This is a genomic window from Chryseobacterium salipaludis, from assembly GCF_022968825.1.
GTDB lineage: Bacteria > Bacteroidota > Bacteroidia > Flavobacteriales > Weeksellaceae > Kaistella > Kaistella salipaludis.
In genome coordinates, this window is the sequence record NZ_JALHKS010000001.1 from 437,787 (window position 1) to 463,583 (window position 25,797).

Annotated in this window: 28 protein-coding genes; 13 read left to right on the top strand and 15 right to left on the bottom strand. The window is 43.9% G+C overall.

The window, feature by feature from the left end:
- Positions 1-158: 158 nt before the first annotated feature.
- The 4 genes from MVI27_RS01970 to MVI27_RS01985 are packed head-to-tail and all read right to left on the bottom strand — an operon-like array spanning position 159 to position 1,990.
- Complete coding sequence (locus MVI27_RS01970) at positions 159-344, bottom strand: hypothetical protein (RefSeq protein ID WP_246959007.1); 186 nt, start codon at positions 342-344, stop codon at positions 159-161.
- An 18-nt stretch (positions 345-362) separates the two neighbouring features.
- A complete protein-coding gene (locus tag MVI27_RS01975) occupies positions 363-791 on the bottom strand; it encodes a hypothetical protein (protein WP_246959008.1) in 429 nt (142 codons plus the stop codon).
- A 13-nt stretch (positions 792-804) separates the two neighbouring features.
- Positions 805-1,626, bottom strand: a complete 822-nt coding sequence (locus tag MVI27_RS01980) for a GLPGLI family protein (RefSeq protein ID WP_246959009.1) — start codon at positions 1,624-1,626, stop codon at positions 805-807.
- Position 1,627: 1 nt separating this feature from the next.
- Complete coding sequence (locus tag MVI27_RS01985) at positions 1,628-1,990, bottom strand: arsenate reductase family protein (protein WP_246959010.1); 363 nt, start codon at positions 1,988-1,990, stop codon at positions 1,628-1,630.
- Between the two features lie 117 nt (positions 1,991-2,107).
- Here MVI27_RS01985 and MVI27_RS01990 point away from each other — a divergent pair, with 117 nt between their 5' ends.
- From MVI27_RS01990 to MVI27_RS02010, 5 genes are all read left to right on the top strand, one after another.
- Positions 2,108-2,434 (top strand): PadR family transcriptional regulator, encoded by a 327-nt coding sequence (locus MVI27_RS01990; RefSeq protein ID WP_246959011.1) that lies wholly within the window; start codon positions 2,108-2,110, stop codon positions 2,432-2,434.
- The gene (locus MVI27_RS01995) at positions 2,434-3,060 is read left to right on the top strand and encodes an HAAS signaling domain-containing protein (protein WP_246959012.1); all 627 of its coding nucleotides are present in this window, start codon (positions 2,434-2,436) and stop codon (positions 3,058-3,060) included. The genes MVI27_RS01990 and MVI27_RS01995 overlap by 1 nt, the downstream gene beginning before the upstream one ends.
- An 83-nt stretch (positions 3,061-3,143) precedes the next feature.
- Positions 3,144-3,695 carry a PepSY-like domain-containing protein gene (locus MVI27_RS02000; protein ID WP_246959013.1) on the top strand — a complete coding sequence of 184 codons (552 nt, stop codon included), beginning with the start codon at positions 3,144-3,146 and terminating at the stop codon, positions 3,693-3,695.
- 141 nt (positions 3,696-3,836) lie between these two features.
- Positions 3,837-4,190 carry a type II toxin-antitoxin system RelE/ParE family toxin gene (locus tag MVI27_RS02005; RefSeq protein ID WP_246959014.1) on the top strand — a complete coding sequence of 118 codons (354 nt, stop codon included), beginning with the start codon at positions 3,837-3,839 and terminating at the stop codon, positions 4,188-4,190.
- Complete coding sequence (locus MVI27_RS02010; protein ID WP_246959015.1) at positions 4,177-4,470, top strand: helix-turn-helix domain-containing protein; 294 nt, start codon at positions 4,177-4,179, stop codon at positions 4,468-4,470. Before MVI27_RS02005 ends, MVI27_RS02010 begins: the two co-directional genes overlap by 14 nt.
- Positions 4,471-4,524: 54 nt before the next feature.
- Here the strand turns inward: MVI27_RS02010 and MVI27_RS02015 are convergent, their stop codons facing one another.
- Together MVI27_RS02015 and MVI27_RS02020 are read right to left on the bottom strand one after the other, a co-directional pair.
- Positions 4,525-6,642, bottom strand: a complete 2,118-nt coding sequence (locus MVI27_RS02015) for a type IA DNA topoisomerase (RefSeq protein WP_246959016.1) — start codon at positions 6,640-6,642, stop codon at positions 4,525-4,527.
- 293 nt (positions 6,643-6,935) lie between these two features.
- Positions 6,936-7,835, bottom strand: a complete 900-nt coding sequence (locus tag MVI27_RS02020; RefSeq protein ID WP_246959017.1) for a DUF4349 domain-containing protein — start codon at positions 7,833-7,835, stop codon at positions 6,936-6,938.
- Positions 7,836-8,211: 376 nt separating this feature from the next.
- Between MVI27_RS02020 and MVI27_RS02025 the strand changes: the two genes are divergently transcribed.
- Both MVI27_RS02025 and MVI27_RS02030 read left to right on the top strand, forming a co-directional pair.
- Positions 8,212-9,420, top strand: coding sequence for a DUF2723 domain-containing protein (locus MVI27_RS02025; protein WP_246959018.1), 1,209 nt, complete (start codon positions 8,212-8,214; stop codon positions 9,418-9,420).
- A 143-nt stretch (positions 9,421-9,563) separates the two neighbouring features.
- Positions 9,564-10,853 (top strand): DUF389 domain-containing protein, encoded by a 1,290-nt coding sequence (locus tag MVI27_RS02030; protein WP_246959019.1) that lies wholly within the window; start codon positions 9,564-9,566, stop codon positions 10,851-10,853.
- Positions 10,854-11,333: 480 nt separating this feature from the next.
- Here MVI27_RS02030 and rny read toward each other — a convergent pair whose 3' ends face one another.
- From rny to MVI27_RS02060, 6 genes are all read right to left on the bottom strand, one after another.
- Positions 11,334-12,905: a ribonuclease Y gene (gene rny, locus MVI27_RS02035; RefSeq protein ID WP_246959020.1), complete on the bottom strand. Its 1,572-nt coding sequence runs from the start codon at positions 12,903-12,905 to the stop codon at positions 11,334-11,336.
- A 267-nt stretch (positions 12,906-13,172) separates the two neighbouring features.
- Positions 13,173-13,454, bottom strand: a complete 282-nt coding sequence (locus MVI27_RS02040; protein ID WP_246959021.1) for a cell division protein ZapA — start codon at positions 13,452-13,454, stop codon at positions 13,173-13,175.
- Positions 13,455-13,462: 8 nt separating this feature from the next.
- Positions 13,463-13,765 carry a hypothetical protein gene (locus MVI27_RS02045; RefSeq protein WP_246959022.1) on the bottom strand — a complete coding sequence of 101 codons (303 nt, stop codon included), beginning with the start codon at positions 13,763-13,765 and terminating at the stop codon, positions 13,463-13,465.
- Positions 13,766-13,892: 127 nt separating this feature from the next.
- The gene (gene porT / locus MVI27_RS02050; RefSeq protein ID WP_246959023.1) at positions 13,893-14,678 is read right to left on the bottom strand and encodes a type IX secretion/gliding motility protein PorT/SprT; all 786 of its coding nucleotides are present in this window, start codon (positions 14,676-14,678) and stop codon (positions 13,893-13,895) included.
- 1 nt (position 14,679) lies between these two features.
- Positions 14,680-15,399, bottom strand: a complete 720-nt coding sequence (gene ubiE, locus MVI27_RS02055; RefSeq protein ID WP_266213238.1) for a bifunctional demethylmenaquinone methyltransferase/2-methoxy-6-polyprenyl-1,4-benzoquinol methylase UbiE — start codon at positions 15,397-15,399, stop codon at positions 14,680-14,682.
- A 9-nt stretch (positions 15,400-15,408) separates the two neighbouring features.
- Positions 15,409-15,978 carry a hypothetical protein gene (locus tag MVI27_RS02060; protein ID WP_246959024.1) on the bottom strand — a complete coding sequence of 190 codons (570 nt, stop codon included), beginning with the start codon at positions 15,976-15,978 and terminating at the stop codon, positions 15,409-15,411.
- A gap of 105 nt (positions 15,979-16,083) precedes the next feature.
- Here MVI27_RS02060 and MVI27_RS02065 point away from each other — a divergent pair, with 105 nt between their 5' ends.
- From MVI27_RS02065 to MVI27_RS02080, 4 genes are all read left to right on the top strand, one after another.
- Complete coding sequence (locus tag MVI27_RS02065; RefSeq protein WP_246959025.1) at positions 16,084-17,151, top strand: 3-oxoacyl-ACP synthase III family protein; 1,068 nt, start codon at positions 16,084-16,086, stop codon at positions 17,149-17,151.
- 103 nt (positions 17,152-17,254) lie between these two features.
- On the top strand, positions 17,255-18,469 hold the full coding sequence (locus tag MVI27_RS02070) for a metallophosphoesterase (RefSeq protein WP_246959026.1): 1,215 nt from the start codon (positions 17,255-17,257) through the stop codon (positions 18,467-18,469).
- Positions 18,469-18,966: a GNAT family N-acetyltransferase gene (locus tag MVI27_RS02075; protein ID WP_246959027.1), complete on the top strand. Its 498-nt coding sequence runs from the start codon at positions 18,469-18,471 to the stop codon at positions 18,964-18,966. The genes MVI27_RS02070 and MVI27_RS02075 overlap by 1 nt, the downstream gene beginning before the upstream one ends.
- A 79-nt stretch (positions 18,967-19,045) precedes the next feature.
- A complete protein-coding gene (locus MVI27_RS02080; RefSeq protein WP_246959028.1) occupies positions 19,046-19,279 on the top strand; it encodes a hypothetical protein in 234 nt (77 codons plus the stop codon).
- Positions 19,280-19,361: 82 nt separating this feature from the next.
- On the opposite strand, the gene alaS is transcribed toward MVI27_RS02080, so the two are convergent.
- Complete coding sequence (alaS, locus tag MVI27_RS02085; RefSeq protein ID WP_246959029.1) at positions 19,362-22,019, bottom strand: alanine--tRNA ligase; 2,658 nt, start codon at positions 22,017-22,019, stop codon at positions 19,362-19,364.
- Between the two features lie 136 nt (positions 22,020-22,155).
- A complete protein-coding gene (locus MVI27_RS02090) occupies positions 22,156-22,815 on the bottom strand; it encodes a YceI family protein (RefSeq protein ID WP_246959030.1) in 660 nt (219 codons plus the stop codon).
- Between the two features lie 75 nt (positions 22,816-22,890).
- Between MVI27_RS02090 and MVI27_RS02095 the strand changes: the two genes are divergently transcribed.
- Positions 22,891-23,826, top strand: coding sequence for a sulfate/molybdate ABC transporter ATP-binding protein (locus MVI27_RS02095; protein ID WP_246959031.1), 936 nt, complete (start codon positions 22,891-22,893; stop codon positions 23,824-23,826).
- Between the two features lie 176 nt (positions 23,827-24,002).
- On the opposite strand, the gene MVI27_RS02100 is transcribed toward MVI27_RS02095, so the two are convergent.
- Positions 24,003-24,335: a zinc ribbon domain-containing protein YjdM gene (locus MVI27_RS02100; protein ID WP_246959032.1), complete on the bottom strand. Its 333-nt coding sequence runs from the start codon at positions 24,333-24,335 to the stop codon at positions 24,003-24,005.
- 254 nt (positions 24,336-24,589) lie between these two features.
- Here MVI27_RS02100 and MVI27_RS02105 point away from each other — a divergent pair, with 254 nt between their 5' ends.
- A complete protein-coding gene (locus tag MVI27_RS02105; RefSeq protein ID WP_246959033.1) occupies positions 24,590-25,795 on the top strand; it encodes a methyltransferase domain-containing protein in 1,206 nt (401 codons plus the stop codon).
- The last annotated feature ends 2 nt before the right edge of the window (positions 25,796-25,797 follow it).

A 25,797-nucleotide genomic window follows, 5' to 3' on the forward strand; every position in this document is an offset into this window, starting at 1 on the left:
TTAAGGTTAGATTTGTTAAGATGCCCACAAACAATGTTCCAGTGCTATTTTTATAGGTAACATACTGCCATATAGAACATTATGACATATTTAAAATGAAAGTTTGACATTTTTGGTGAAAAAATGTCAATGCTTTTACAGGGAAATTTAACAGGTTATTATCTGCAGACGCTGCATTTCCCTTTATCTTTTGCGCAGTGCTTGCAACCGGTACAGTTTTTACAGGCGGTGCATTTTCCGGTCGGGCTGCACTTACGGCCATAGTCTGCTTTGTCCGTGGCAATGGCGGCGCCCGCCAGGCCGAGATACGAAATAAAAAATATAGCGGTAAACAGGTTTTTCATCTTTGTATTTTAATTCAGTTAAATAATAGATTCTTCTCGTAAATATTGTCGAAGGATTGTATAAAGTTTATCAATATCAGCTTCCCGGATATTTTCCAAATCGATGATTTTGTTTTTGGTGTACAGCATTTTGAGAATAAGTTTTTCGTTATTATACTGAAAACTATGAACTGCGGAAAACTTAACTGAGGTACCGAAAAATGAATTTATTTTAATGGAGGCACCTTTGTTATTCCATTGCACAATGTTTTTGTACGAGAAAATTTTGGACTGTATAAACGTGATAATGAGAAACGGCAGCACAAAGGTCAGTTTATTGACAGTTTTACTTTCAAACTGAATTAATTCAAACATCTGTAACAACAGGGGAAGTAGTCCCACTATTAATAGAATGAAATAAGGAATTTGCTTTTTTAAAATTAGATGGTCAAAGTGGATGAGTTTCATAAAATTTCCTTCTTTACCGCACCGGGTAGGTGATCATTTTATCTTTCTCGATGGGGTTGTTGTTTTTTCGGATGCGTTCCTGTTCGTTTCGCGTAATTTCACTCAAGCCTTCCACCGTATTGATGGTTTTGCCATTTTGCGTAATTCCCCAACTGCCGGCCTGCATGCTGCGGTACTTATTATACGGATCATTATAATGTGTGACCAGAATTTCCTGATATTTTTTGAAGGGTATTTTTAAGGCATTCTGCCGGAAAAGTGTTTCCACTATATCGGGATTGGTAACTTTTAGTTTTTTAACAGCACTGAGGGCGTATACAAAATTGCTTTCAGCATCACTCACGTCTGTTACCAAGCCGGGCAGGCCCGTAAATTTATAAGGACCTTCTGAAAATGGCAGATCGGCGGTAAACCAGGCAGTCCACTGCCGTCCACCGAATTGAGCAACCGCTTTTTGCACTTTGAAACCATCTCTATCTTTAGTGTCGTTCGTTATTTTCCACGTAATCGGATCAGTTGAATCCCAAGTATAGTACTGGCTGCCTTTCAGCTGATAATTCCGGTTTGCTGAACTGCCGGTCGTGCGAACCAATTTTTCGTAGGGAAATTCATATGTATAAAAATCAGAGGTGGTTCTGTTCAGCGAATCCATTTTCAGGGCTTTGAATTCATAGAACTGTGTCTTGTCACCATCAACATCCAAAACCATTTTCACAGTGCGGCCGTCTTTCTGCGTGGAATCTGCTTTATAGGTAAAGTCATAAATAAAACGGTGGGTCTGCGCGCTGGTAAGGCCGAACAGCAACGAGCAGACGAGCGCAAAAATATTTTTCATTTTAATCCCTGTCTTTACGGTAAAAATACTGGTCCAGCCGTTCAATGGTATGGTGGCTGTTGCCGACGAAAATCTCATTTTCAGTAACAAATACCGGCCGCTTCAAAAAAGAATAATGGCTGAGCAGCAATGCCCGGAAGTCGCTGTCCGTGAGATCATTCAGGATCAGTCCGCGCGCTTTAATCTGGGCAGACCGCTTACTGAATAAAGATTCGTAGGAATGCGTATGTTGATATAAATCCTGCAGTTCTTCTGCCGATAAAGGCTGGCTTTTCAGTTCGCGCAGTTCCCATCCGGTGAGGTCGAAACGGCTCATAATACGGGTACAGGTTGAACAGGTTTTGAGATAATATACTGTTGGCATACTTCAAATATAGGTATTATTCTATCTACTAAGCACTCTGTATAGTTAAAATCGACATTTATGAAAATTATATTTCCTTACATTGTTATACTATGTATTTTGTTATATATTTGAAGTATGGATTTTATTGAAAAGTGGCAGTCACAGCTTAAGAAGGGAACACTTTCTTTTATAATTCTTCTTATTTTAAAGGAAGATGAATGTTATGGTTACGAACTTATTGAAAAAGTGAAAGACTATACTCAGATTGAAATCGCCGAAGGCACCCTCTATCCGCTGCTTAACAGATTAAAAACAGACGAGTTGCTGAACTCAAAGTGGGTTGAACAGAAAACCGGAATTCCACGTAAATACTACTTCTTGACAGAAACCGGTGGGGAAACATTGTCACAGATGACAGAACACTGGAAAAACCTGGAACGTAACTTAAAAAAAATTATATAATGATGAACTTTAAAAAAATTCAGTTTGAGAGTGAGAATGCCAAAGCACTTTATGAGCGTTATGTACACAAGATAATAGCCGTTTCCAAAAGATTACCCGAAGAAGACCGGCAGGATATTTTGATGGAACTTAACAGCCACATCTACGAAAGTTTTCAAAGAGCAAAAAAAATCAATTCAGAATTTTCCGTATTGTCGGATATTATACAACGAATGGGTGAGCCAGACATTATATTAAAACCCATTATTGCAGAAAAGAAACTCCAGCAAGCTGCCGTTACCTTCAACCCTGTTCATGTGTTTCAGGCAATCATCTTAAATATTTCCTCCGGCGCCATTTATTTTATATTTTTTATTCTGTATATGATGCTCGTATCTTTTATGATTCTGATTCCGGCAAAGGTTTTCTTCCCGGCTAACGTTGGTTTCTTTTACAAGAATGGTGAATTCTTTCAGTATGGATTTACTTCGAGCAGTGCGTTACAACATTATGAAATATTAGGCTCCTGGTTTATACCGGTTACATTGATCATCGGCATCATACTATACTTATTTATCACCCAGTTATTACGGGTGAAACAATTCTTCAAAAGAAAAAAAACAAGCAGGACCATATTGTTGAATTAATACATAATATTAAATAATTATGATTCACACAATGGTTCTATATTTGTTAGAAAGCAGCTGATTATCAACCAAACACTTACTTTATGAAAACCTACTTCACCCTTGCAGCCGCCAGTGCTTTTATTACGCTGAGCGCCTGCGAAAAGAAAACAACCGAGTATCAGGCGGAAAATATGAACCCCACGCAAGCCACCACAGCTCCTGCCACAACAGCTCCGGCAGCTTCAACCGCCACCACAGAACCGGCAAACGCTGATACCAGCGTAAGCAATGCTGCACAGGAATTACCGTCGAAAATCCATGATTTCCTGAAACAGCATTATCCCAATATTGCCATTGCAAAGTATCAAGTAAAAAACGAAAAGGCGACCGGCAGAGAATATGAGGTTAAACTCAATAATGGCGTGGAAGCGGAATTTGACGGCGACGGGAATTTAAAGGAAATTAAAGACTACCAGGGCGTACACACTGCTTTAGTTCCGCAAAAAATTCAGGCCTACGCTTCGAAAAACTATCCTAATATCAAAATTAAAAAAGTCGACTGGAAATCCACAAAGAATAAAATCAAAGTGGAACTTTTAAATGATACCGACCTTGAGTTTGATATGGATGGTAATTTCCTGAGAATTGATTAATTTTTTAAACTACTGAAAAAGCAAGGCGTAACCGTCTTGCTTTTTTGTTTTCTGTAAGCAATAGTCACATCCCCCCAAATAAACTTAAAAACAATTGTTTCCTATTTCGGAAACAATTAACTTTGTGATAAACTTTTCGGGATGAACGATTATAAATTTCGCGTTCAGTTTTTAGAGGATGCAAAGACTTTTCTGGATGGCTTGGAAAATAATGCTCGAAAAAAAATATTATATAATATCTGGAAAGCGCGTTATACAAATGATAAAGTCTTGTTGAAGAAACTGCAAAACGAAATCTGGGAATTCAGAACTAAGTATAACAAAAGCTATTTTCGGCTGTTTGCATTTTGGGATAAAACAACAAAAGAAGATAGTGTGGTTATTTGCACCCATGGGTTTATTAAGAAAACAGACAAAATTTCTAAAAACGATTTGCAGCGCGCGGAAGATTTACGAAGGAAATATTTCAAAAGTAAAGGTTATGAAAACATATGATTTAGAAGATCTAACCAACGAATACATTGGTAATAAAGGCTCGAAAGAACGTGATTCTTTTGAGAATGAATTGCGATTAGATTTGCTGGGAAAAGCAATCAGGCAGGCCCGCCTCGAGCGCAACTTAAGCCAGGAGGAGCTAGGAGCACTTGTAGGAGTAAGAAGAGCGCAGATCTCTAAGATAGAAAACAGTACAACGGACGCTCGATTTACGACGGTTTTAAAGGTTTTCGAAGCTTTAGGTGCTCATGTGCGCTTTCAGGTAGAACTTGACAACTAACAGATCGTGTACTGATCTTTTATAAGCAGTTCACTGTTTAATTTTTGTCAGTTCTTATTTCTTCAGAAGTTCAACCAGCCCATTTTCCTGCAATACTAACACGCCCTCGATGAGGGCTGCCGGATGCGAAGTGAACCCTTTCAACTTCGAGGTTTTCTTTTTCTGCACCAGATCCAGCAATTGCTTTTCCGACAGTTTTTTACCAAACACCTCGAACGGAATTTTAAAACCACATTGCTGATAATCTGCGCAGCCGACGGCAGTTTTTCCCTTACGCAATTTCTGCGCGGCACATTTAGGACAAACCGTTTCCTCCCAGGCGATTGCCGTACTCTTTTTGGGTGCAGCGGCTTTTTTCTCTTTACCCTGCGACTCCTCTACGGCGATGACCTTTGGTTTTTCATTAATCACTTTGCGCGTCAGATTGGTCACCAGTTCAATGAGCTCTTCCTTAAATCGTGCCGCTTCATATTCGCCGCGTTCAATCATTCGCAGCTTCAGTTCCCATTCGCCCGTAAGTTCCGGGCTTTTTAACACCTCATCTTCAATGGTATCAATCAGGTCCACGCCGGTTGCCGTGGCGAAGAGGTTTTTCTTTTTACGTTCAATATATTTCCGCCGAAACAGCATTTCGATAATATTCGCACGCGTTGAGGGCCGGCCGATGCCGTTGTTTTTGAGCAGTTCACGCAGTTCTTCGTCTTCCACCTGTTTGCCGGCAGTTTCCATCGCGCGGAGTAAAGTCGCTTCCGTGTAAGGTTTAGGCGCGCTTGTTTTTCCCTGATGAATTAAGGGTTCATGTGGGCCCTGCTCGCCGACAGTAAACCCCGGAATAAGCTGTTCTTCGTCTTTTTCTTTTTTATCGGTTTCGTCCTTTTTGTCGCGTGCGTACACTTCGCGCCAGCCGGGTTCGAGGATTTGTTTTCCGGTTGCTTTAAACGGAATGGTGCCCACCTTTCCTTCCACGAGCGTATTAGAGATTTTACATTCCGGATAGAATACTGCGATGAAGCGGCGCGCTACCAGATCATACACCAGTTTCTCCTCACGGGAAATTCCGGTGGAAGAAGGTGTAATTTCCGTGGGAATAATCGCGTGGTGGTCCGTGACTTTGGTATCATCAAAAACATTTTTAGATTTTGGAATCGGCAGTGCCAGTACGGGTGCCGTCAAATCAGCGTACATGGTCAGGCTGCGCAGGATATCCCCCACCTGGTCATACAAACTTTCGGAGAGATAGGTAGTATCCACACGCGGATAAGTGGTGTGTTTTTTCTCGTAAAGACTCTGGATGTACTTGAGCGTATTGTCGGCAGAAAAACCGTATTTCCGGTTGGCTTCCACTTGCAGTGCCGTCAGGTCGAACAGGCGTGGATTTTTTTCGCGGCCTTCTTTAATATCGAAAGAAACAATTTCAAAGGGATGCTGCTTCAGGTATTCCAGTCCTTTACCGGCTTTTTCCTGGCTTTTCAGCCGGTCGATGGTGGCATTAAATAAAACTTCGCGGTATTTGGTTTTTAATTCCCAATATTCTTCCGCCGTGAAGGCATCTATTTCTTTCTGCCGTTTCACCAACATGGCCAGCGTAGGCGTCTGCACCCTACCCACGGAGAGCACCATCTTCTGGCTACCGAATTTCCGGGTAAATAAGCGTGTTGCATTAATGCCCAACAGCCAGTCACCCACTGCGCGGGCGTTGCCTGCCTGATATAAATTATCATACTGCTCCGCCGGTTTCAGCTTTTTAAAACCTTCGCGAATCGCCTGTTCTGTGAGCGAGGAAATCCAAAGGCGATAGACCGGCTTGCGGCAGCGCGCTTTTTGCAGGACCCATCGCTGAATCAGTTCCCCTTCCTGGCCGGCATCCCCGCAATTGATCACCTCTTCGCAATCATTGACCAACTGCTCGATAATGAAAAACTGCTTTTCCACCCCGGCATTGGGAATCAGCTTAATACCAAATGAATCCGGAATGATGGGCAGAGTGAAAAGATTCCAGCTTTTCAGGTGTGGACCGTAATCATGCGGCTCCTTGAGTGTGCACAAATGCCCAAAAGTCCAGGTAACCCAATAGCCATTGCCTTCATAATATCCCTGTTTCGGCATATCCGCACCAATTACTTTAGCAATATCCCGCGCCACGCTGGGTTTTTCGGCAATACATAATTTCATAGGTCAGCTTCATTTAGGAACCGCTGCAAATTTCCGTAAATTTTTAGGATTGGGGAAAGGTTGGTAGGAAAGAGGAAGATATTGGAAAAAATGAAGAAAGAAGATAGAGGAAAGAGGAAAAATAAAAGAGAATAGCTGAAAGAATTTGCGGCTGTTGGTGCAAATTCTAAATGGTAAGTAATGAATTTTACATTCAAATTAGGAAAGTAATAAGTATATGACTTTTGAATTTATATTTCCCGCCGGTGTTTAAAAATAAAAAAAGCGCAGTTTTTTTGCTGCGCTTTTCCCTGTTATTCAGTTTGTTTTTGCGTTTCCGCTTTTTGTTTTCGTCGGTAAAACCAGTAGAGTCCACCACCGATTGCTACCAACGGCCAGATACGGAAAATACCAATGATAAGGAGTTGCAGCATCTCATAACCACCGCTGAGCGCGTTTTTCAGATCGTACCAAAAATTGACTGAATACAATTGATCCGAGGTACTGGTGTTGACCACCGGAATCTGCGCAACGCTGTGGCCGGGCGCTTTCAGGTCAATTTGGACTACGCTGTATTTCACATCATGCGCCAGATTTGCCTTTTGAATTGTTTGATCGTATTTCTCCGTTTTATTTTCATCGGTCAGCTGCACCTTTTTTTCTCCGGGTTTGAGCTGGTTAATCTGCGCTGCCGTTCGGCGGTTCCGGTCGGCTTCCATTTCTGCATATTTAATACTTGCGGTAACATCATCAGCATTGATCACGCGGGAATTCAGAAAAATATTCTGATCGCCGAGACTCTTCAAGAAGCCGCCTAATTCTTCCGTTGGCACACGCACTTCCATTTTATTCGCCGACTGGAACTTGCGCACAATTACGGCTTCCGTATCGGAAGTATTGTAGGTTTTCTCACTCACCACAAAATTTTCGAGATTGCTGTGCACCACAAAGCCGCCCAGACCGGCGAGAGACTTTTCAATAGCCATCGTGGCTTCGTACACATTTTGAACTTCCATATCGACTTGTGCCGTTTTTACAAACTGCCGGCCGGGCACCTTAAAACTGGCTGCCGATGACACTGCATTTTCTGCCGATAAGGAAGAGTCAGAATCAGCTACAATTTCAGCAGAAGCCTCATTTTGATTTTGCTGACAGGAATATACAATTGCCACAACGGCTGCCGCCAGCATTACTTTTTGAATCTTTGTTTTCATAACAATATAACTTTTGAGATTTGTTACCCCAAAGTTTGGCTTAATTAGGAAGACGGCTTTGTAAATGCTTTGTGAAAGGCTTGTAAAGTTCGATTGTCTGTTTTAAAACATTATATATCCGTGTATTGTAAAATAAAATAAAACTTGCCCAGGTTGCTATGTATAGCTAATTGCTGTTTGGTTTCACTAAATTAGTTTCTTTATAACCATGATATTTTTTTGCCGAAAATTGTAAATTAAACTTCTGTCCATAATATCTGTAGAAAACACAAACTATTTTATAAGGTGCCTTTTGAGAAAAACAGTACGCAGATAAGCTACGTTTTTCTTTTAAAAATTAATTGTAATTATGCGCTGGTTATTATAAAATGAATCTATGAATAATAAAAGATTGGTCGTGTTATCTCTTCTGCTGATAATTTATCTTGCATCTATAGGAGTTGATCCTATTCTGGGCGACAGTTTAGTTTTTACGGTAACAGCAGCGCAAGAATTTGATTTGGCAACAAATGCCACCAACCATTTTTTATATGTTAACTTCCTTGCGCTGATTTATAAACTTTTCCCTGGTTTTAACGCGCATTACGTTTTTGCCGTTTTCAGCAGTATATGTTCCGTGACCGCGCTGTATTTTATCGCTAAATGGTTGGATCTGCAAGAACTAAAAAAGAAAACCACCAATCTGTTACTGCTGCTGTTCGGTCTTAGTTTTACTTTTTGGCGAATTTCCGTGATTACTGAAGTTTACAGTTTCTATTTACTCTTTGTCAGTATTTTTTTATATAAAAGTTTGCTCTACCAATTGCGGAGAAAGACAGCAGATGCATACGCAAGCGCGATTATTTTCGGACTTTTATTCCTCATTCATATTCAAACCATATTACTTGTTCCATTTTATCTGTATTTTCTGTATTGCAATTTCCGGCAAGACTGGCGTAAAGTCATCATTCTGTTAGTCCTTCCCGCAGCGGTCGCTTCTATCCTAATTATTCCCGTTATGTTTGGCGATCAAAGCTTTATGGCTATTTTAACGGATGATGCCTGGGGAAAATCATTTTTTAGTCTGGATATAATACAATCTTTAAAAAGTCTCATTCGAAACGCAGGTTTTCTGGTTTACAATTTTTTATTCATCCTCTTCTTTATCGTTATTGGTATAAAAAATGTCACAAACAAATGGTCGACCACCATCGTTATGGTGCCCTACCTTTTTTTTATCTTAAAACATGATGTATCAGATTCCTATGTTTTCCATCTTGTTCCGTACCTTTTCATTTTACTTGCAGCAGGAAAGGGTTTTGAAAGATTTAATAAATTTAATAAAGGGTACCTGGTCTTACTAATGCCTTTAATTTATTTGATTTGCTGGAAAACTGTTGAGCAAACCAGCATTGGAAAAAGCATTAATCAAAAAACCGGATTTAAAGGCGGCACAAAGTATTTATTATTTCCATCGTTAAACGGAAACCCAGGGTTGGAAGAATTTACCAGGGCGTACGAAAATGGAGAACTGAATGACACCCTGCTTTATGAAAGGCAGTACCGATATGCAAAACAGTGGTTAACATTGAAAGAAAAAAAATAAATCTGGAAATACTATTTCTTAAAAATGCTGTTTAGACCAAATATTTCATTTGCAAAAAATCCTGATAGAGAAGAAATCAGAATGACGAACTAGCAATAAGACACCTTCCTTAATTTTCTTACTTTTACCCATATTCGCAATAGATGATGAACCGCATTTTCAACCTCGAGCAGGGAGAAGAACAAAAAGAGAAAGTATTGGCCAATGTGCAGGCGAGTATTGTATTCTCGGGAGCCAATTTATGGATTCTGGCCTGCGCGATTATGATTGCATCTGTAGGTTTAAATGTGAATTCAACTGCGGTGGTAATTGGTGCGATGCTTATTTCACCACTGATGGGTCCGATTGTCGGAGCCGGGTTTGCGCTGGCGATGTTCAATTTTGTTCTATTGCGGAAAGCGCTTAAAAACCTGGGTATTTCTACCTTGATTGGGCTGGTGGTTTCGTTTGTTTATTTTAGCGTCAGCCCATTTAAAGAAGCACAATCGGAAATTCTGTCGCGCACGGCTCCTAATATTTATGATGTGCTGATTGCTTTCTTCGGTGGTCTGGTGGGCGTCATTGCAGTTACGCGCGTTGAAAAAGGTAATCCGATTCCCGGCGTTGCAATTGCGACCGCACTGATGCCTCCGCTCTGCACAGCAGGTTACGGACTGGCAACCGGAAATTTCACCTTCCTTGCAGGCGCTCTATTTTTATATACCATTAACTGTGTATTTATTTGTCTGGCCACCTACTTTATTGCGAAACTGCTGAAATATCCGGCCATTGGATTTGTAGATGAAAAACAGGAACGCCGTATTCGCACCTGGGTTTCGGTTATCACAGTTTCCATGATTGTTCCCAGTGTGTATTTCGCCTATCAGTTCATCCAGGAACAAAGGTTTAAGGAAAAAGTAAACCAGTTTGTAAGCCAGGAATTTGAGAGCCGGGGTTATACGATTTTATATCGCAAAACCAGTTACGCACCGGCCGGGCCGCGAAAACTGGAACTGGCCTTCCTGTCGAGAAAGTTCACCGGAGAAGAAATCAAAGCCGAAAATGAGAAGCTCGCGCATTACGGTTTGCATCAAACGCAACTAATCATTCGGCAGGACAGTGCCTTCCTGGCCCGTGCATCTGCGGGAAAGATCGAAACCAATGAAGCAGATCCGGCGCAGAACCGCATGATAAATGAATTAAAAACAGAACTGGACCAGTATCGCATTGATGCTGAAAACATCCTCCCGGAAGCACGCGCAATTATTCCCGAGCTGCAGTCACTCTCGGTAAGCAGGCAAAAAATTCTCACCGCGCAGGATTCCGCTTATTTTATGCCCGTCGCTTTATACCAAACCGAGAAACCACTAAAAACCGCACAGGAAGAAATACTGCGCACCTGGTTAAAAGTAAAAATGAAGACTGATACGGTAGAAATTTTTCGAAGAAAATAAAGGAGAAATTTTAGATTTTATATTATAAATTCTTTAAAATTAAAAATGACAGCCTTGGTAAATGTCCAGCGTTCCGGCATTTAAAACTGTATAAAATTTAATATTTTAGAAAACAAAGCTGTTGATCTGCTGCTTATAACCATTAAACATGAAATACGATGAAACATTTTAAAAAAGCTCAGCCCAAAAACTTTCGAAGTAAAAGGCAACCCACTCTGCTGCCCGGTATGTGACAACAAATATTTCTGGTCGCGAAAGGCTCTGCTTAACTCTGCCGTTTCTACCTTTTTCAATCTGGACTGGACGGACCGTAATGCGACCTGCTTTGCCTGTTCGGAGAATGTACGTATGTATTTGGTTTTTAGCTTAAGATTAAAATAAAACCAACGTAAACCTGTACAGACCTTTCTAATTTGCCTACATATTTTTATACAAGAAAGTCCGGCAGCTACCGGACTTTCCATGTTTATTTATATAAAACTATCTCGCAATATTCACCGTGCGTGTTTCACGAATAACCGTGACGCGAACCTGCCCCGGATAGGTCAGTTCATTCTGAATTTTTTCAGAGATGTCGTATGATAACTGCGCGGACTGATCGTCGTTGACTTTGCCGCTTTCTACCATCACACGCAGCTCGCGTCCCGCCTGAATTGCATAGGCACTTGAAACACCGTCAAAGCTCAGCGCCGCTGCTTCCAAATCTTTCAATCGCTGAATATAAGATTCCAGCACCTGCCGTCTGGCACCCGGTCTGGCGCCGGAAATGGCGTCCGCTACCTGAATGATGGGTGACAGTAATGATGTCATTTCAATCTCATCGTGGTGTGCTCCGATGGCGTTTACCACCTCTGCATTTTCACCAAATTTCTCCGCCCATTGCATTCCCAGCAGTGCGTGTGGCAGTTCGGATTCCTGCTCCGGCACTTTCCCGATGTCGTGCAGCAAACCGGCCCGTTTCGCAAGTTTCACATTCAGTCCCAGTTCAGCAGCCATGGTCGCTGCGATATTCGCTACCTCCCGCGAGTGCTGCAACAGGTTTTGGCCATAAGAAGAACGGTATTTCATGCGTCCCACAATCTTCACCAGCTCCGGATGCAGTCCATGGATACCAAGGTCAATAATGGTTCTCTTTCCTACTTCAATGATTTCCTCTTCGATTTGTTTTTTTGTTTTATCGACTACTTCCTCGATACGAGCCGGGTGAATACGGCCATCCGTTACCAGGCGGTGCAGGGACAGGCGGGCAATCTCGCGACGCACCGGATCAAAGCAGGAAAGCAGGATCGCTTCCGGGGTATCATCCACGATGATTTCTACGCCGGTAGCTGCTTCCAGCGCACGTATATTACGTCCTTCGCGGCCGATGATACGACCTTTTACTTCATCAGATTCAATGTTGAATACCGACACCGAATTTTCAATCGCCTGCTCCGTACCGATTCTTTGGATGGTCTGAATTACGATTTTACGTGCTTCCTGTTTGGCATTCAGCTGTGCTTCTTCCATAATGGTCTGCACGTGGCTTTGCGCCTTGGTTTTAGCTTCCGCTTTCAGTGCATCCACCAGTTCGTTTTTGGCATCTTCCGCGGAATATCCCGAGATGCGCTCCAGGATTTCCACTTTCTGTGCCGTGATCACTTCCAGCTCCTGTTGCTTGCGGTCCAGCACTTCATTTTTCTTTGCATATTCTGCGAGCTGGCGGTTCAGGTCTTTCTCCAGTTTGCCGGTTTTGCTCAGTTCGTCATTCAGTTTATGCTCTTTATCTTTAATCCGTTTTTCGGACTCGGTCATTTTCTTTTCGCGCTGCTGAATATCGGCGTCGTGCTGGCTTTTAAGTTCCATAAACTTTTCCTTGGCCTGCAGTTGTTTTTCCTTCTTCACGGATTCTGCCTGCACGGTTGCTTTCTCGATCAGGTTTTCCGCATTCTTTTTTGCATCATCAATGATAAAGCGCGCTTTGGTATTGAGTGAGCTTTTGCAGTACATCATGCCGGCTACAGCACCGATGACCAGGCAAACCAAGCCCACGAGTATTGTGGTTGTTCCCATATATTTGTTTTAATTTTTAATGTTATTTGTTATCCATCTTCTTCAGAAAGGAACTTGCCCTTCTGTTTTTTGCACAAAAAAAACCTACAACAGTTCAGTGATAAAGAGTAAACTCCTGATCTACACGATTTGGACTGATTTTCACTTTCTGTAATCCGGGCAGGCCGGCACGCCATTAAGTGAACTTTCGTCCGGTAATTGTTTAGCGTTGAGTTTACCTATAATGTGTTAGAACTATTGTAGGCAGCGTTTCCGGAAAAGAATAATCTACTTTTCCAGCTCATCCAGGAGGCGGCCGTATTGCTGCAGCCGTTCCGTGGTCTGATGTATGTTTTTCTCATTAAGGATTTTGGTGGTTTCCGCATCGGTTCCCAGCCGCAGGGCGCACATGGCCAGCGCATCCTGTTTATCCCTAATATCAAAATTCTTTTCAAAATCTTTAATCATCGCTTCAATGTTTTTCCCCACGCGCCTCAGCACTTCTTCATCATCTGCGGGTACATTCAGCGGGTAATTCCGGCCGGCAATAGAGATATTAATTCTGCGCATGCTGCTCATTACAATCCACTGTTTTGAAGCTCTGCAATACAGTAATCCACTTCTTTGATGAGCCTGTTCAGGTGATGTTTCATCAACCGGTTATGCTCCGGATTTCCCGATATCGCTGAGTAAAGTTTTATATTTCTCTGTTCTTCTGCCAATACCTGATTTTGCCGGCGCTCCTCTTCATACTTCGTTTTCATCTCCTGGTAATCGCGCTCCAGTTCGGCTAATTTTTCCTGTAGCAGGCGGTAATTTTTCTGTACCGCAAAGATTTTTTTTTCGAGCTCGGAAAAATTTTTATCTAAATCTTCAGGCATTTTGGCAGCTTACTATATTCTAACTCCTGAGCAAAAATAGAAAAAATAAATGAGTAAACATGATAATTTCCTATGATTTTGACCAAGAAGAATAAGTTCCGAAAGGCTGGTTTATTTTTATTTTAAGTTACTCAAATTTTAAAACAAACATAAAAGCGCGGCTCTTGAGCACGGAAATAGCATCCGCCCAATACGGCGGCGTGTCAGGATTATCTTCCACCAGTTCATTATTGATCATAAAAGTACCGCGGAAGGCCGGTGTCAGTTTAAAACGGTTGAAGTAAAACTGAATCCCGATTTCACCCGAGTACGCAAAGTTGCTCATGGTGCTGCGGAAAATTCCCTGCTGATTATCGTCCTCAGAATTGCGGTTGGACTGCAGGTTGAGCAGGTAATTGATTCCGGCAGCAGCATACGGCCGTGAGTTATACCAGCGGTCGCCGTGAATTTCTACCAATACCGGAATATCAACATACGTGGATTTTATGGTGCGCAGTTTATCGGCCGCTGATAAATCTCTAGGATCAAAAGGCTCATTTGCGGGTGTACCGTCAGCATACTGTCTGTTACTATCGGTGTCAAAATAAATCTCCCGCTGCACAAAATGTAAACCCGGTTCCACGCGCAGGTCCACATTATTATGCAAACGCATGCGCCCGATCAGGCCGGCACCAAAACTGTAGGTGGACTTCGGTGTGACGAGACTTTTTTGTCCATCCATCCCGAACTTTGGATGCTGTACAATTTTATAATCAAAGTTATTGGCTGCCAGATAAAAACCGTAGCTGAACTTTTGCATGTCAAAACTTTCCAGGTTATCCGGACGGTCTTTTGTGCGGAAGAGCTGCGCCGGCAACAAGTTGATGGCTCCCAAAAGCAAGGCGGCACCCAAGCCCAAAAGTTGTCTTTTCATATTATTTGGTCGCTTTATAAATGGTAGCAATACCCAGGCTTAATTTTTTATATTCTACTTTGCTGTACCCCACATTCAGCAGAATCTGTTTCATCTTTTCACCAAAAGGAAATGCATTCACGGAATCCGGCAGATAAGTATAGGCTCTGTTGTCCTTTGAAACCAGGCGGCCGATGAGCGGAAGAATGTTTTTAAAATAAAACATATACAGCGGGCCCATAAAACCTTCCACTTTGGAAAACTCCAGAATATAGACGCTTTTTTGCTCCTTCAGCACCCGCCGGATTTCAGCCAGGCCTTTTTCCAGGTTTTCAAAATTCCGCACCCCAAATGCCACACAGGCTGCATCGAAGGCGTTATCCTCAAAAGGCAGATGTTCGGCATCGCCTTTAATCATATCGATCTCACCGGACAGTTGCTGCTTTTTAATTTTCTCAATACCCACGTTCAGCATTTGCTGGGACAAGTCCAGGCCGGTAATATGTGCACCGGTTCCCTTCTGTACCGCGAGCGCTAAATCACCTGTTCCGGTGGCGACGTCCAGCACCTTTTTCGGCTGGTCGGCTTTCATCCACTTTACCAGGGTGTTGCGCCAGAGCACATCAATCTTCAGCGAAAGCACGTGATTCAGCAGGTCATATTTCGGAGCGATATTATCAAACATATCTTCGACCTCCTTTTTCTTGCCGGCTTGTGTATTATAGGGAGTTACTTGTTTCAAAACCTGTAATTAAAATTGGTAATATTCTTTGTAGTACTTCAGGAAATCAGCTTTACGGAAAATTTTCGTGCGCGATTCTACCTGCTGAACGTTTTTAATGACTCTATCGTATTCCTCATCAATATTATAATAAAAGTCATCGGTATATAATTTATTAAAAAGCTTCGGATCATTTACGTATAACTTACCATCAATCTTAGTCTGGGGCCGCACGGCGATCAGCGAGTCTTTATCAAGGTTGTAGCCATAAAACTGCTCATTAATGTAATAATCCTGGTGCGCAATATTCACCAGTCCGCGGTTCTTTTTCACTGTAAACGCAGAATCATATAAATCCTTTTTTTGTGCATCCATCACCCGGATGTGGTTTTGCCCTTCTTCCAGATCCACTTTCACAAACTGTCCGGCTGCCAGAATCTGCTCGGAGCCATTATTAATTTTAAAGTAATAGGTATGGCCGGTTGGATTATCTACCAGATAGTAATTTCTCTTTGCCAAAAACAGAAAATAAATTCCAAAGGCCAGAAGCACGGTAACGGCAGAAATTAGGAGTCCACGGGTGGACGGACTGAGTTTCATATGCAGGAGTTTAGCCACAAAGCGCTACAAATTTAATAATAAATTTGTTTCTTGAAGGAACAATATTAATTGCTAACTTTGCCTCGAATTTTCAGAAAAAACAGAATGTCCAATACAATTATAATAGGTTCAGGCAGTTATATTCCGTCACGTGTGATCGGCAGAGATCATTTTATGGATTCCGTATTTTACGGGGAAGACGGGCTGAAGATTGACAAGCCTAATGATGAAGTAATTCAGAAATTTGTTGACATTACTGAAATTGAAAACCGCCGATACCTGGAAGATCATGAGGTAAATTCTGACCTTGGTTATCACGCGGCGAAAGCAGCGATTGAAGATGCCGGAATTGATCCCGAAACGCTGGACTATATTATTTACGCCAGTAACTTCGGTGATGTGGGCCTGAGCGGCCGCAGCAACTTTATGCCATCTATGTCTGCACGGCTGAAAAACAAGTTGGGGATCAAAAACCGCCACACCGTGAATTACGATATGATTTTCGGGTGCCCGGGCTGGGTTGAGGGGATGATTATGGCCGATACGTTAATTAAAGCCGGCCGCGCCAAACGAATTCTGGTGGTAGGTTCCGAAACACTAAGCCGCGTAACTGATGCTTACGACCGCAACCGGATGATTTTCGCCGATGGAGCCGGCGCTGTGGTAGTGGAAGCAACCGAGCAGGAAAATGTGGGTATGATTGCAGATGCCACTCTTTGCGACAACAGTCAGGAAATTGGTTATCTGGAAAGTGCTCCTTCTCTGAAAGAAGATGAAAACCGGGACGAACTGTTTATCCGCATGCACGGCCGGAAGATCTATGAATATGCGCTGAAAAATGTACCGGTCGCCATTAAGGAAACTATTGACAAAGCCGGTCTTTCCATTGAAGATATAGATAAAATCCTGATTCATCAGGCAAACGCCAAAATGGACTATGCGATGATTTCGCGCCTCTTCCGTTTATATGGCATCAAAGATTATAATCACGACATCGCACCGATGACGATTCAGGAGTTTGGAAACTCTTCCGTGGCCACCATTCCCACAATGTTTGATCTGATCCGCCGCGGTGAAATGCAGCCGCATCAATTTGCCGAAAAAGGAAACATCGTTTTTGCTTCTGTGGGTGCTGGCATGAATATTAATGCAATTGTATATCGCTTTCCCTAAAACAACACTTTACCTCAGCCGTAATATGCTGCGGTCATTTCATAACTAAAGGATTAAAGCTGTTTTCATCATCAAAGGAAACGGCTTTTCTATTTTACATATTATGCAAAAAAACATACTCATTTTTACCGGACTTCTTTTCCTACTGGAGTTTTATATTTATCAGGCTTTTAAAACCATCACGTCCAATCAGATACTCCGGATCGGGTATTGGGTGGTGACTGTGCTGGTCTATGCCTTTTTGATTTACGAAATAGTCGGTTTTGACCGCACGGAGCGCGATCAGCATCGCGTACAGCTGATCGCTTCTGTATTTCTTATTTTCTTTTTGCCTAAACTGTTGGTGATCGTCTTTTTATTAATTGATGATTTGCTACGCGTGGTAACCTGGGCCAGCCGGAAAATGCAGAATCAGCACACGCATTATCCGGAAAGGCGTTCCTTTCTGGCTTTTATAGGCTTAGGTACTGCCGCCGTATTATCAGCGTTGTTTGTGGATGGAATTATCTTTGGAAAATACCGGCATTTTGCGCGGAAGGTGAAACTTAAAATCAAAGGTTTGCCACAGAACTTTGCCGGTTACCGCATCGTCCAAATTTCCGATGTGCACTCAGGCAGCTTTTTTCATCCCGAAAAATTACAGAAAGCGATTGACCTTATTAACGAACAAAATGCAGATCTCGTTTTATTCACCGGGGATATGGTAAATAATTACGCCACTGAATTTGAACCTTTTGTTGATCTCTTCAGCACCATCACCGCAAAAGACGGTAAACTGAGCGTGTTGGGAAATCATGATTATGGTGATTATGGAAGCTGGACGTCGGCAGAAGAAAAAGCCCAGAATATCCCTCACCTGGCCGCCCTTCAAAAGACTGCCGGTTTCCGGCTGCTGAGGAACGAACATGTCGTACTGGAGCGCGCTGGTGAAAAATTATATATCATCGGTGTCGAAAACTGGGGAGAAAAACCTTTCCCCCAGTATGGAGATCTGGATAAGGCTGCTGCCGGCATTCCGGCCGAGGCTGCCAAAGTGCTGATGAGCCACGACCCTACTCACTTTGATGCTATCGTGAAGCACCACCCTTCCAATGTGCAGCTCACTTTGTCCGGACATACGCATGGGATGCAGTTCGGCCTGGACCTGAAAAATGTGAAATGGTCGCCGGTGCAATATCGCTATCCGAAATGGGCAGATTTGTACGAAAGCGCCGGAAAATATCTGTACGTCAACCGCGGTTTTGGCGTGATCGGATATCCCGGCCGCGTAGGCATCAACCCTGAAATTACGGTCTTCGAACTTTATCCGGAAGTATAATGGTTAGATTCAGGAAAGCGACCAGCGCCGATATCGCGCTGATTCAGGAGCTGGCAGAAAAATCGTGGCGTGCAGCGTACACTGAAATTCTCTCTGCCGCACAGATTGATTATATGTTGGGAACCATGTATTCCGTGGTTGAATTAGAAAAGCAAATTAAAAATCCTAATCTCAGCTATGAAATTATTCTCTGCGATCATGAGTCCGCCGGTTTTATGGGTTATGAACTGAACGTAGAAAGCGGCACAGCCAAGCTGCACAAACTTTATCTCCTGGCGGAGTTCAAAGGAAGAAAAATTGGTGTTGCGGCGATGAATCATTTAAAAGAGGAAGTTCTTGCTGTGGGTAATACACGGCTGATTTTAAATGTAAACAAATACAACCCCGCATTGCACTTTTATAAAAGCCAGGGATTTACGGTATATGCTGAAGGTGTTTTTGATATTGGCAACGGCTTCGTGATGGATGATTTTTTGATGGAATGTATTTTAAAATAAGGTCATTTTAAAGGTGATTTTTCATTTTGGTACAGTTATAGAAGGTAAGGTTTTCAATAACATTAAAAAACATAAAATTATGGCACGTACTAATTTGATCTCGAAAATGCAGTTGTTTGCACTGGCTATAGTGGCTAATCTGGTAACCGTTTGGGTAAAAGCACAGGACGCAGCTCCGGACTTGAAAGTAGATATGGATGTTGATAAAGGAAGTGATGCCGGTTTCATGTCTGGCCCGCTGCTCTGGGTAATTATCGCACTGGCTGTGATCATTCTTATTGCAGTAGTCGCTCGCGGTAACGGCAATAAATAAAAAAATTACACGACAACAAAAATCCCGACTACTCTACATACGAGCGTCGGGATTTTTTGTATTTAATAGTATAGTTACTGAATTACAGTTCAAGCGCTTTTTCATAGGCCGCTTGAAGGCCGGCCGGATTTTTTCCTCCTGCCGTGGCAAAGCCGGGGTTACCGCCACCGCCGCCTTGGATTTCACGTGCCAGGTCCTTTACAATGGCGCCCGCTTGATATTCTTTTTCAAGGTCAGCAGAAACGCCTACCGTGATCATCGGTTTTCCTTCATTTTCTGAAAGGATAACAATTAAAGCGCGTGGTGTTTCTTTTTTTAGTTTGAAAACGAGATCCTTCACCGCTGCCGCCGGCAGGTTTGCTTTTTTCACCAGCAGGTTTTTTCCGCTTTTCTCCTGGAAATCTTTGCCCCAATCTGCAGTTTCGGCCTGTACTTTTTCGCGTTTTAATGTATCGTTTTCTGCTTTTAAAGCAGCGTTTTCCTCCATGAGTTTTTGCACTGCCTTGCTGATGTCCTTAGATTTTAAAAGCGCAGTGACTTCCTGAAATTTACTTTCCAGCTCCGAGAAATACGCAGTCGCACGATCACGGGAAATCGCTTCAATACGGCGGATGCCTGCTGCCGTGGAGCTCTCGGCCTGAATTTTAAAGTGCCCGATTTCACCGGTGTTCTGCACGTGTGTTCCCCCGCAAAGTTCACGTGAATGGCCAAATTGAATCATACGCACCTTGTCACCATATTTTTCACCGAATAAGGCCATAGCTCCTTTTTCAATAGCCTCTGCCATTGGGATCTCGCGGTGCTCTTCAAGTGCAATATTTTCTTTAATCCGTTCGTTGACCTGTGTTTCAATCTGCGCCAGTTCTTCTTCAGAAAGTTTCGAGAAGTGCGAAAAGTCGAACCGCAGATAGTCCGGGCCCACATACGAACCTTTCTGCTCCACGTGTGTTCCCAACACATCGCGCAGCGCCTCATGAAGCAAATGGGTCACTGAGTGATTCGCCTGCGTATTGCGGCGGTCATTCTCATTGACCTTAGCGTAAAACCTGGCTCCAACATCTTTTGGCAATTCACGCACGGTAGAGACGATCAGGTTATTTTCTTTCTTCGTATCCAGCACTTCGATGATTTCCGCGGAGTCTTCCACCGCATGTACATTCGGACTGGAAATATCAAATCCACGCGCGTAACTCGGAATCAGAATTCCGCGGTCGCCTACCTGGCCGCCACCTTCCGGATAGAATGGAGTTTGTGCGAGCACGATCTGATAGAAATCGCCATCATTATTTTCAATCCTGCGGTAGCGCGTGATGTACGTTTCTGCCGCCATCTGGTCATAACCAATAAACTTTTCCGGCGTTTCTTCCAGCACCACCCAGTCATGAACTTTCTGCGCAGATGATTTACGCGAACGCTGCTTTTGCTTTTCCATTTCAGCTTCAAAGCCGGCTTCATCCACGGTCAGGTGTTTTTCCTCCGCGATGATTCGCGACAGGTCTGCCGGGAAACCGTACGTGTCATACAGTTCGAAAACTGCGGTGCCGGGCAGCATTTTCTCGCCTTTCGCCACTGTTTCGCTGATCACAGCATCAATTCTTTTGAGGCCGTGCTCAATTGTTTTCAGGAAAGAAGTCTCTTCCTCGCGAACGACCTCCGTAACCAGTTGCTGCTGCTTTTTCAGCTCCGGGAAGAAGTCGCCCATTTCTGCAGCGAGTACGCCCACCAACTGAAACAGGAACGGCTCTTTAGCACCCAGAAAACGGTAGGCATAGGAAATGGCGCGTCTCAGAATACGGCGGATTACATACCCGGCTCCTCCGTTGGACGGCAGCTGCCCGTCGGCAATTGCGAAGGCAACTGCGCGAATATGGTCTACCACCACCCGAATGGCGATATCCTGGTCATTTTCCAGAACGCCTGTATATTTTTTACCGGAGAGTTCTTCCACTTTCTGAATCAGTGGCGTGAACACATCGGTATCATAGTTTGATTTTTTATGCTGCAAAGCCATGCACAAACGCTCGAAACCCATTCCGGTATCCACGTGTTGTTTCGGAAGTTTCTCCAGCAAACCGTCCGCTTTCCGGTTAAACTCCATGAAAACGAGGTTCCAGATTTCCACCACCTGCGGATGATCGTTGTTCACCAGTTGAATTCCGGGTACAGCTGCTTTTTCTTCCTCCGAGCGCAGGTCCACATGGATTTCCGAACACGGGCCGCAAGGACCGGTCTCTCCCATTTCCCAGAAGTTGTCTTTCTTGTTTCCGTTGATGATACGGTCTTCTGCGATATGCTGTTTCCAGAAATCATAGGCCTGCTGGTCACGCGCGAGATTCTCGGTAACATCTCCTTCAAAGATGGTTACGTACAGATTTTCTTTCGGAATTTTATAAACATCCGTCAATAGTTCCCACGCGAAAGCAATCGCATCTTCCTTGAAATAATCACCGAAAGACCAGTTACCGAGCATTTCGAACATGGTATGGTGATAGGTATCGCGGCCTACGTCATCCAAGTCGTTATGTTTCCCCGACACGCGCAGGCACTTCTGGGTATCAGCCACGCGCACATCTGCCGGTTGTTTGTAGCCCAGAAAGTAATCTTTGAACTGGGTCATTCCGGAGTTGGAAAACATCAGGGTGGGATCATCTTTCAGCACAATCGGTGCAGAGGATACGATCCGGTGCCCTTTTGATTTAAAAAAGTCCAGAAATTGCCGGCGGATTTGTTGTGACGTCATAGTTGTGTAATTCTCTCTAATTAAGCAGCAAATTTAATCAATTTTAAGCAATATCCGGATGTGTTGCCAACGGCGTAATTGCACAAAAAAAGCAGGAAAACGCTTCCTGCTCTTTTACATTTAGAATAAACTGTTGTTATTTTTTCTCCTGCGCCTTGATGTAAATCTGAACGTTGATTTCGTCCTTGATTACTCCGTTTGCCAATGGCATCTGGAATTTCACACCAAACTGCTCGCGGCTGATGTCTTTCGGTTCCGTGGCGATGGTTACTTCGTTATCAGTTACCGATACATTTGCCCGGAACTGTACCGGCTTGGTAATCCCTTTCAGAGTCAGGTTTCCGTCCAGCAAGGTATTATAATCTCCTTCCGTTTGCTTTGATACTTTGGTGATTTCAAAAGTAGCATTCGGGAACTTTTCAGTCTCGAAGAAATCTTCGCTGCGCAGGTGTCCGTTCAGCTTATTTTGCTGCTCGGCATCGTCTTTTAAATCAAGCGCGGTCATTGACGTCATATCTGCTACAAAGGAACCGCTTTCCAGCATTCCGTCATGCACAGTTACCTCTCCGCTTTCGAACATAATGGTTCCAAAATGGCTGGTCTGGTCTGACTTAACCACTTTGTACCCTTTCCACTCAATCTTACTGGCCGTGGTATCGATCGCATAGGAAGCACCATTTGTAGTGGTGGTTACGTCGTTGCTTTCACTGGTCACCGCCTGCTCTTTACTGCACGCCGCCAGAATAAACGAACCCGCCATCAGCGATAAAAAAGTAGTTTTAATTGTGTTTTTCATTATCTGTTTTATTAATGTTGGATGCTAAAATACTAAATTAAAATTTTATCCTGCGAAATATCTTACTTTTGTCTTATGCTTGTTACGATTCGCCAGCTTAATTTTTCATACTTGCCCGAGCGGCCGCTCTTCCGGAATTTTACGCTGGAAATTGCAGCCGGCCAGACGGTGGCGATTGCCGGCGAAAGTGGTTGCGGAAAATCAACGCTACTGAGTTTACTGTATGGGCTGCTGGACTTCAAAGAAGGAGAAATCCTGTTTGAAGGGAAGCCCATCCTGGGACCAAAAAACAATCTGGTACCCGGCGAGCCGCAAATGAAAATGGTGGCGCAAAATTATGACCTGATGCCGTATGCAACCGTGGCAGAGAATATCGGTAAATATATTACCAATATCAATCTGGCGGATAAAAAAGCACAGGTTAACGAACTGCTGGACCTTATTGAATTAACAATCTTTCGCGATACTTTGCCGAAATACCTGAGTGGCGGCCAGCAGCAGCGTGTTGCCCTAGCGCGCGCACTCGCCGTCATGCCTAAATTGTTGCTGCTCGATGAACCCTTCAGCAACCTGGATTTTGCGCGGACGAGTAAACTGCGGGAAAATCTGTTCCGCTACGTAAAGGAAAAGGAAATCGGATTGATTATTTCCACGCACGACCTGCAGGAAGTTCTTCCCTGGCTGGACCGGATTGTGGTCTTGCAGGACGGCCGTCTGATTCAGAACGATACGCCGGCAGAAACTTTTCACCAACCGTATAATGCATACGTGGCGCGACTGTTTGGTGAAGTTAATGAACTGACAGAAGAAGCGAGAATTCAGTGGCAACTCCCGAAAAATCTTTATTATGCGCATGAGATCGTGCCAGATTCCGAAGGCCTGCAAATGGAAGTACTGGAAAGTCGCTTTGCCGGCAGCCATTTTCGAACACTGCTTTCGCTCGGGAATACCAAGCTGATCAGCTATACCGCTGAGAAACTGCACGGTACAATACACGTGCGGTTTAAATAAAAATCCGGACCAAAATACAGCAGTCCTGTTGTTTTATTCCGGAAATATTCTGTAGCTTTGTATTTGTATCGCTTAAGGAAATCTTTGGTTAATTCTCTTTCTGCCCTGAGACGAAATTAGTACCATCCGGCACAACTAGTCTTCGAAACGGAACCCTGTCCAATTTTTTCCTTTTTTTATGCTTTTTTCACAAATTCTGATTTCAGTGCCATTGACCCGAAACCTTCTATTTTACAGTCGATATTATGGTCGCTGTCCGGGCGCAGGCGGATATTCTTCACTTTAGTTCCGGCTTTCACCGGTTTCGGCGCTCCTTTTACGGGCAGGTCTTTGATGACCGTTACGGAATCACCATCTTTCAGCTCATTACCGTTGGCATCCAGAATCTTATCTTCTTCGGCGGTTTCACCAGGCACCCATTCGTGGAAGCACTGCGAGCACACCATCTGGTTATCCTGCTCATACGTGAACTCCGACTGGCATTTCGGACAAAGTACTGTATCACTCATAATTTTAGATTTCGCGCAAAGGTACCATTATTAAAACCCGGTTGCAAGATAGCGGCCTGCAAACGTGGCAGGCCCCTGCCTCTCACAATCTGCCTGCCGGGCGCGGCGGTTGTTGCGCCCCGGCTTGAGCGGAGCTCTCCCGCGCCTGCGAAGGCGCGGGAAGCGGGAGCGGAAGACGGATCCAGGCGCCCAAATAAAAAGAAAGCACACCCCTGAAAAAAACCGTATTTTTGCACCAAATTCAGAAACCGGCGATGGAACTTATACACAGAAACTTACTTATCGGAATACACGACGCTTTGCAGGAAACCTTTTTTGGCGACCGGAAATACGCAGATAAAGTCCTGGAAAGACTGCTGAAAGCCCACAAAAAATGGGGCAGCGAAGACCGCAAAGTGGTATCCGAAATCTTTTACAATATCATCCGCTGGAAGAAAAGGCTGGAATATTACATGGGCGAAGGCGCCAAGCCGGGCAATATTTATAAAATGATTCTGGCATACTGCCTCTGGAGCCAGACGCACTATAAAAAGTTTGTGGAATTCGATGGCATTAAAACCGCGGATATCCTGACCAAACTGAAGAAAAACACCGTACCTACGAAAGCCATTCAGCACTCTGTGCCGGAGTGGCTGGCGGAAACATTGGAAAAGGAACTCGGCGACAACTGGGAAAGAGAAATGACAGCCCTGAACGAGCAGGCGCCTACCATCCTGCGTGCCAACACACTGAAAACGACCGCGCGCGAACTGGTGGAAGACCTGAAACACGAAAATGTGGACAGCTTCCAGGTGCCGCACTACCCTGCCGCCGTTCAGCTTGAAGAAAAGAAAAATGTATTCCTGACCTCTGCGTTCAAGGATGGCCTCTTCGAAGTGCAGGACGCTTCCTCACAACGCATTGGTGAACTGCTGGATGTGCAGGAAGGGATGCGCGTGGTAGATGCCTGCGCCGGCGCCGGCGGAAAAACGCTGCACCTGGCCGCGCTGATGAAGAACAAAGGCCAGATTATCGCGCTGGATATCTATGAGTGGAAACTCGCGGAACTGAAACGCCGCGCCAAGAGGGCTGGTGCACACAATATTGAAGCGCGCGTGATCGATGATAATAAAGTAATCAAAAGACTCCACGAAAAAGCAGACCGGCTGCTGATCGACGCGCCCTGCTCGGGGCTCGGTGTACTGAAGCGCAACCCGGATTCCAAGTGGAAAATCGACCAGGACTTCATTGACCGGATCCGTGGCGAGCAGCAGCAGATCCTGCAGGATTATGCAAAGATTCTGAAAAAGGGCGGCAAAATGATCTATGCTACCTGCTCGATCTTGCCGAGTGAAAACAGCGCCCAGGTGCGCACTTTTCTGGAAAACAATCCGGGCTACGCACTGATCAAGGAGGAGCACATCATGCCGAGCGAAGGCTTTGATGGATTCTATATGGCGCTGATGAGCCGCAATTCCTGATT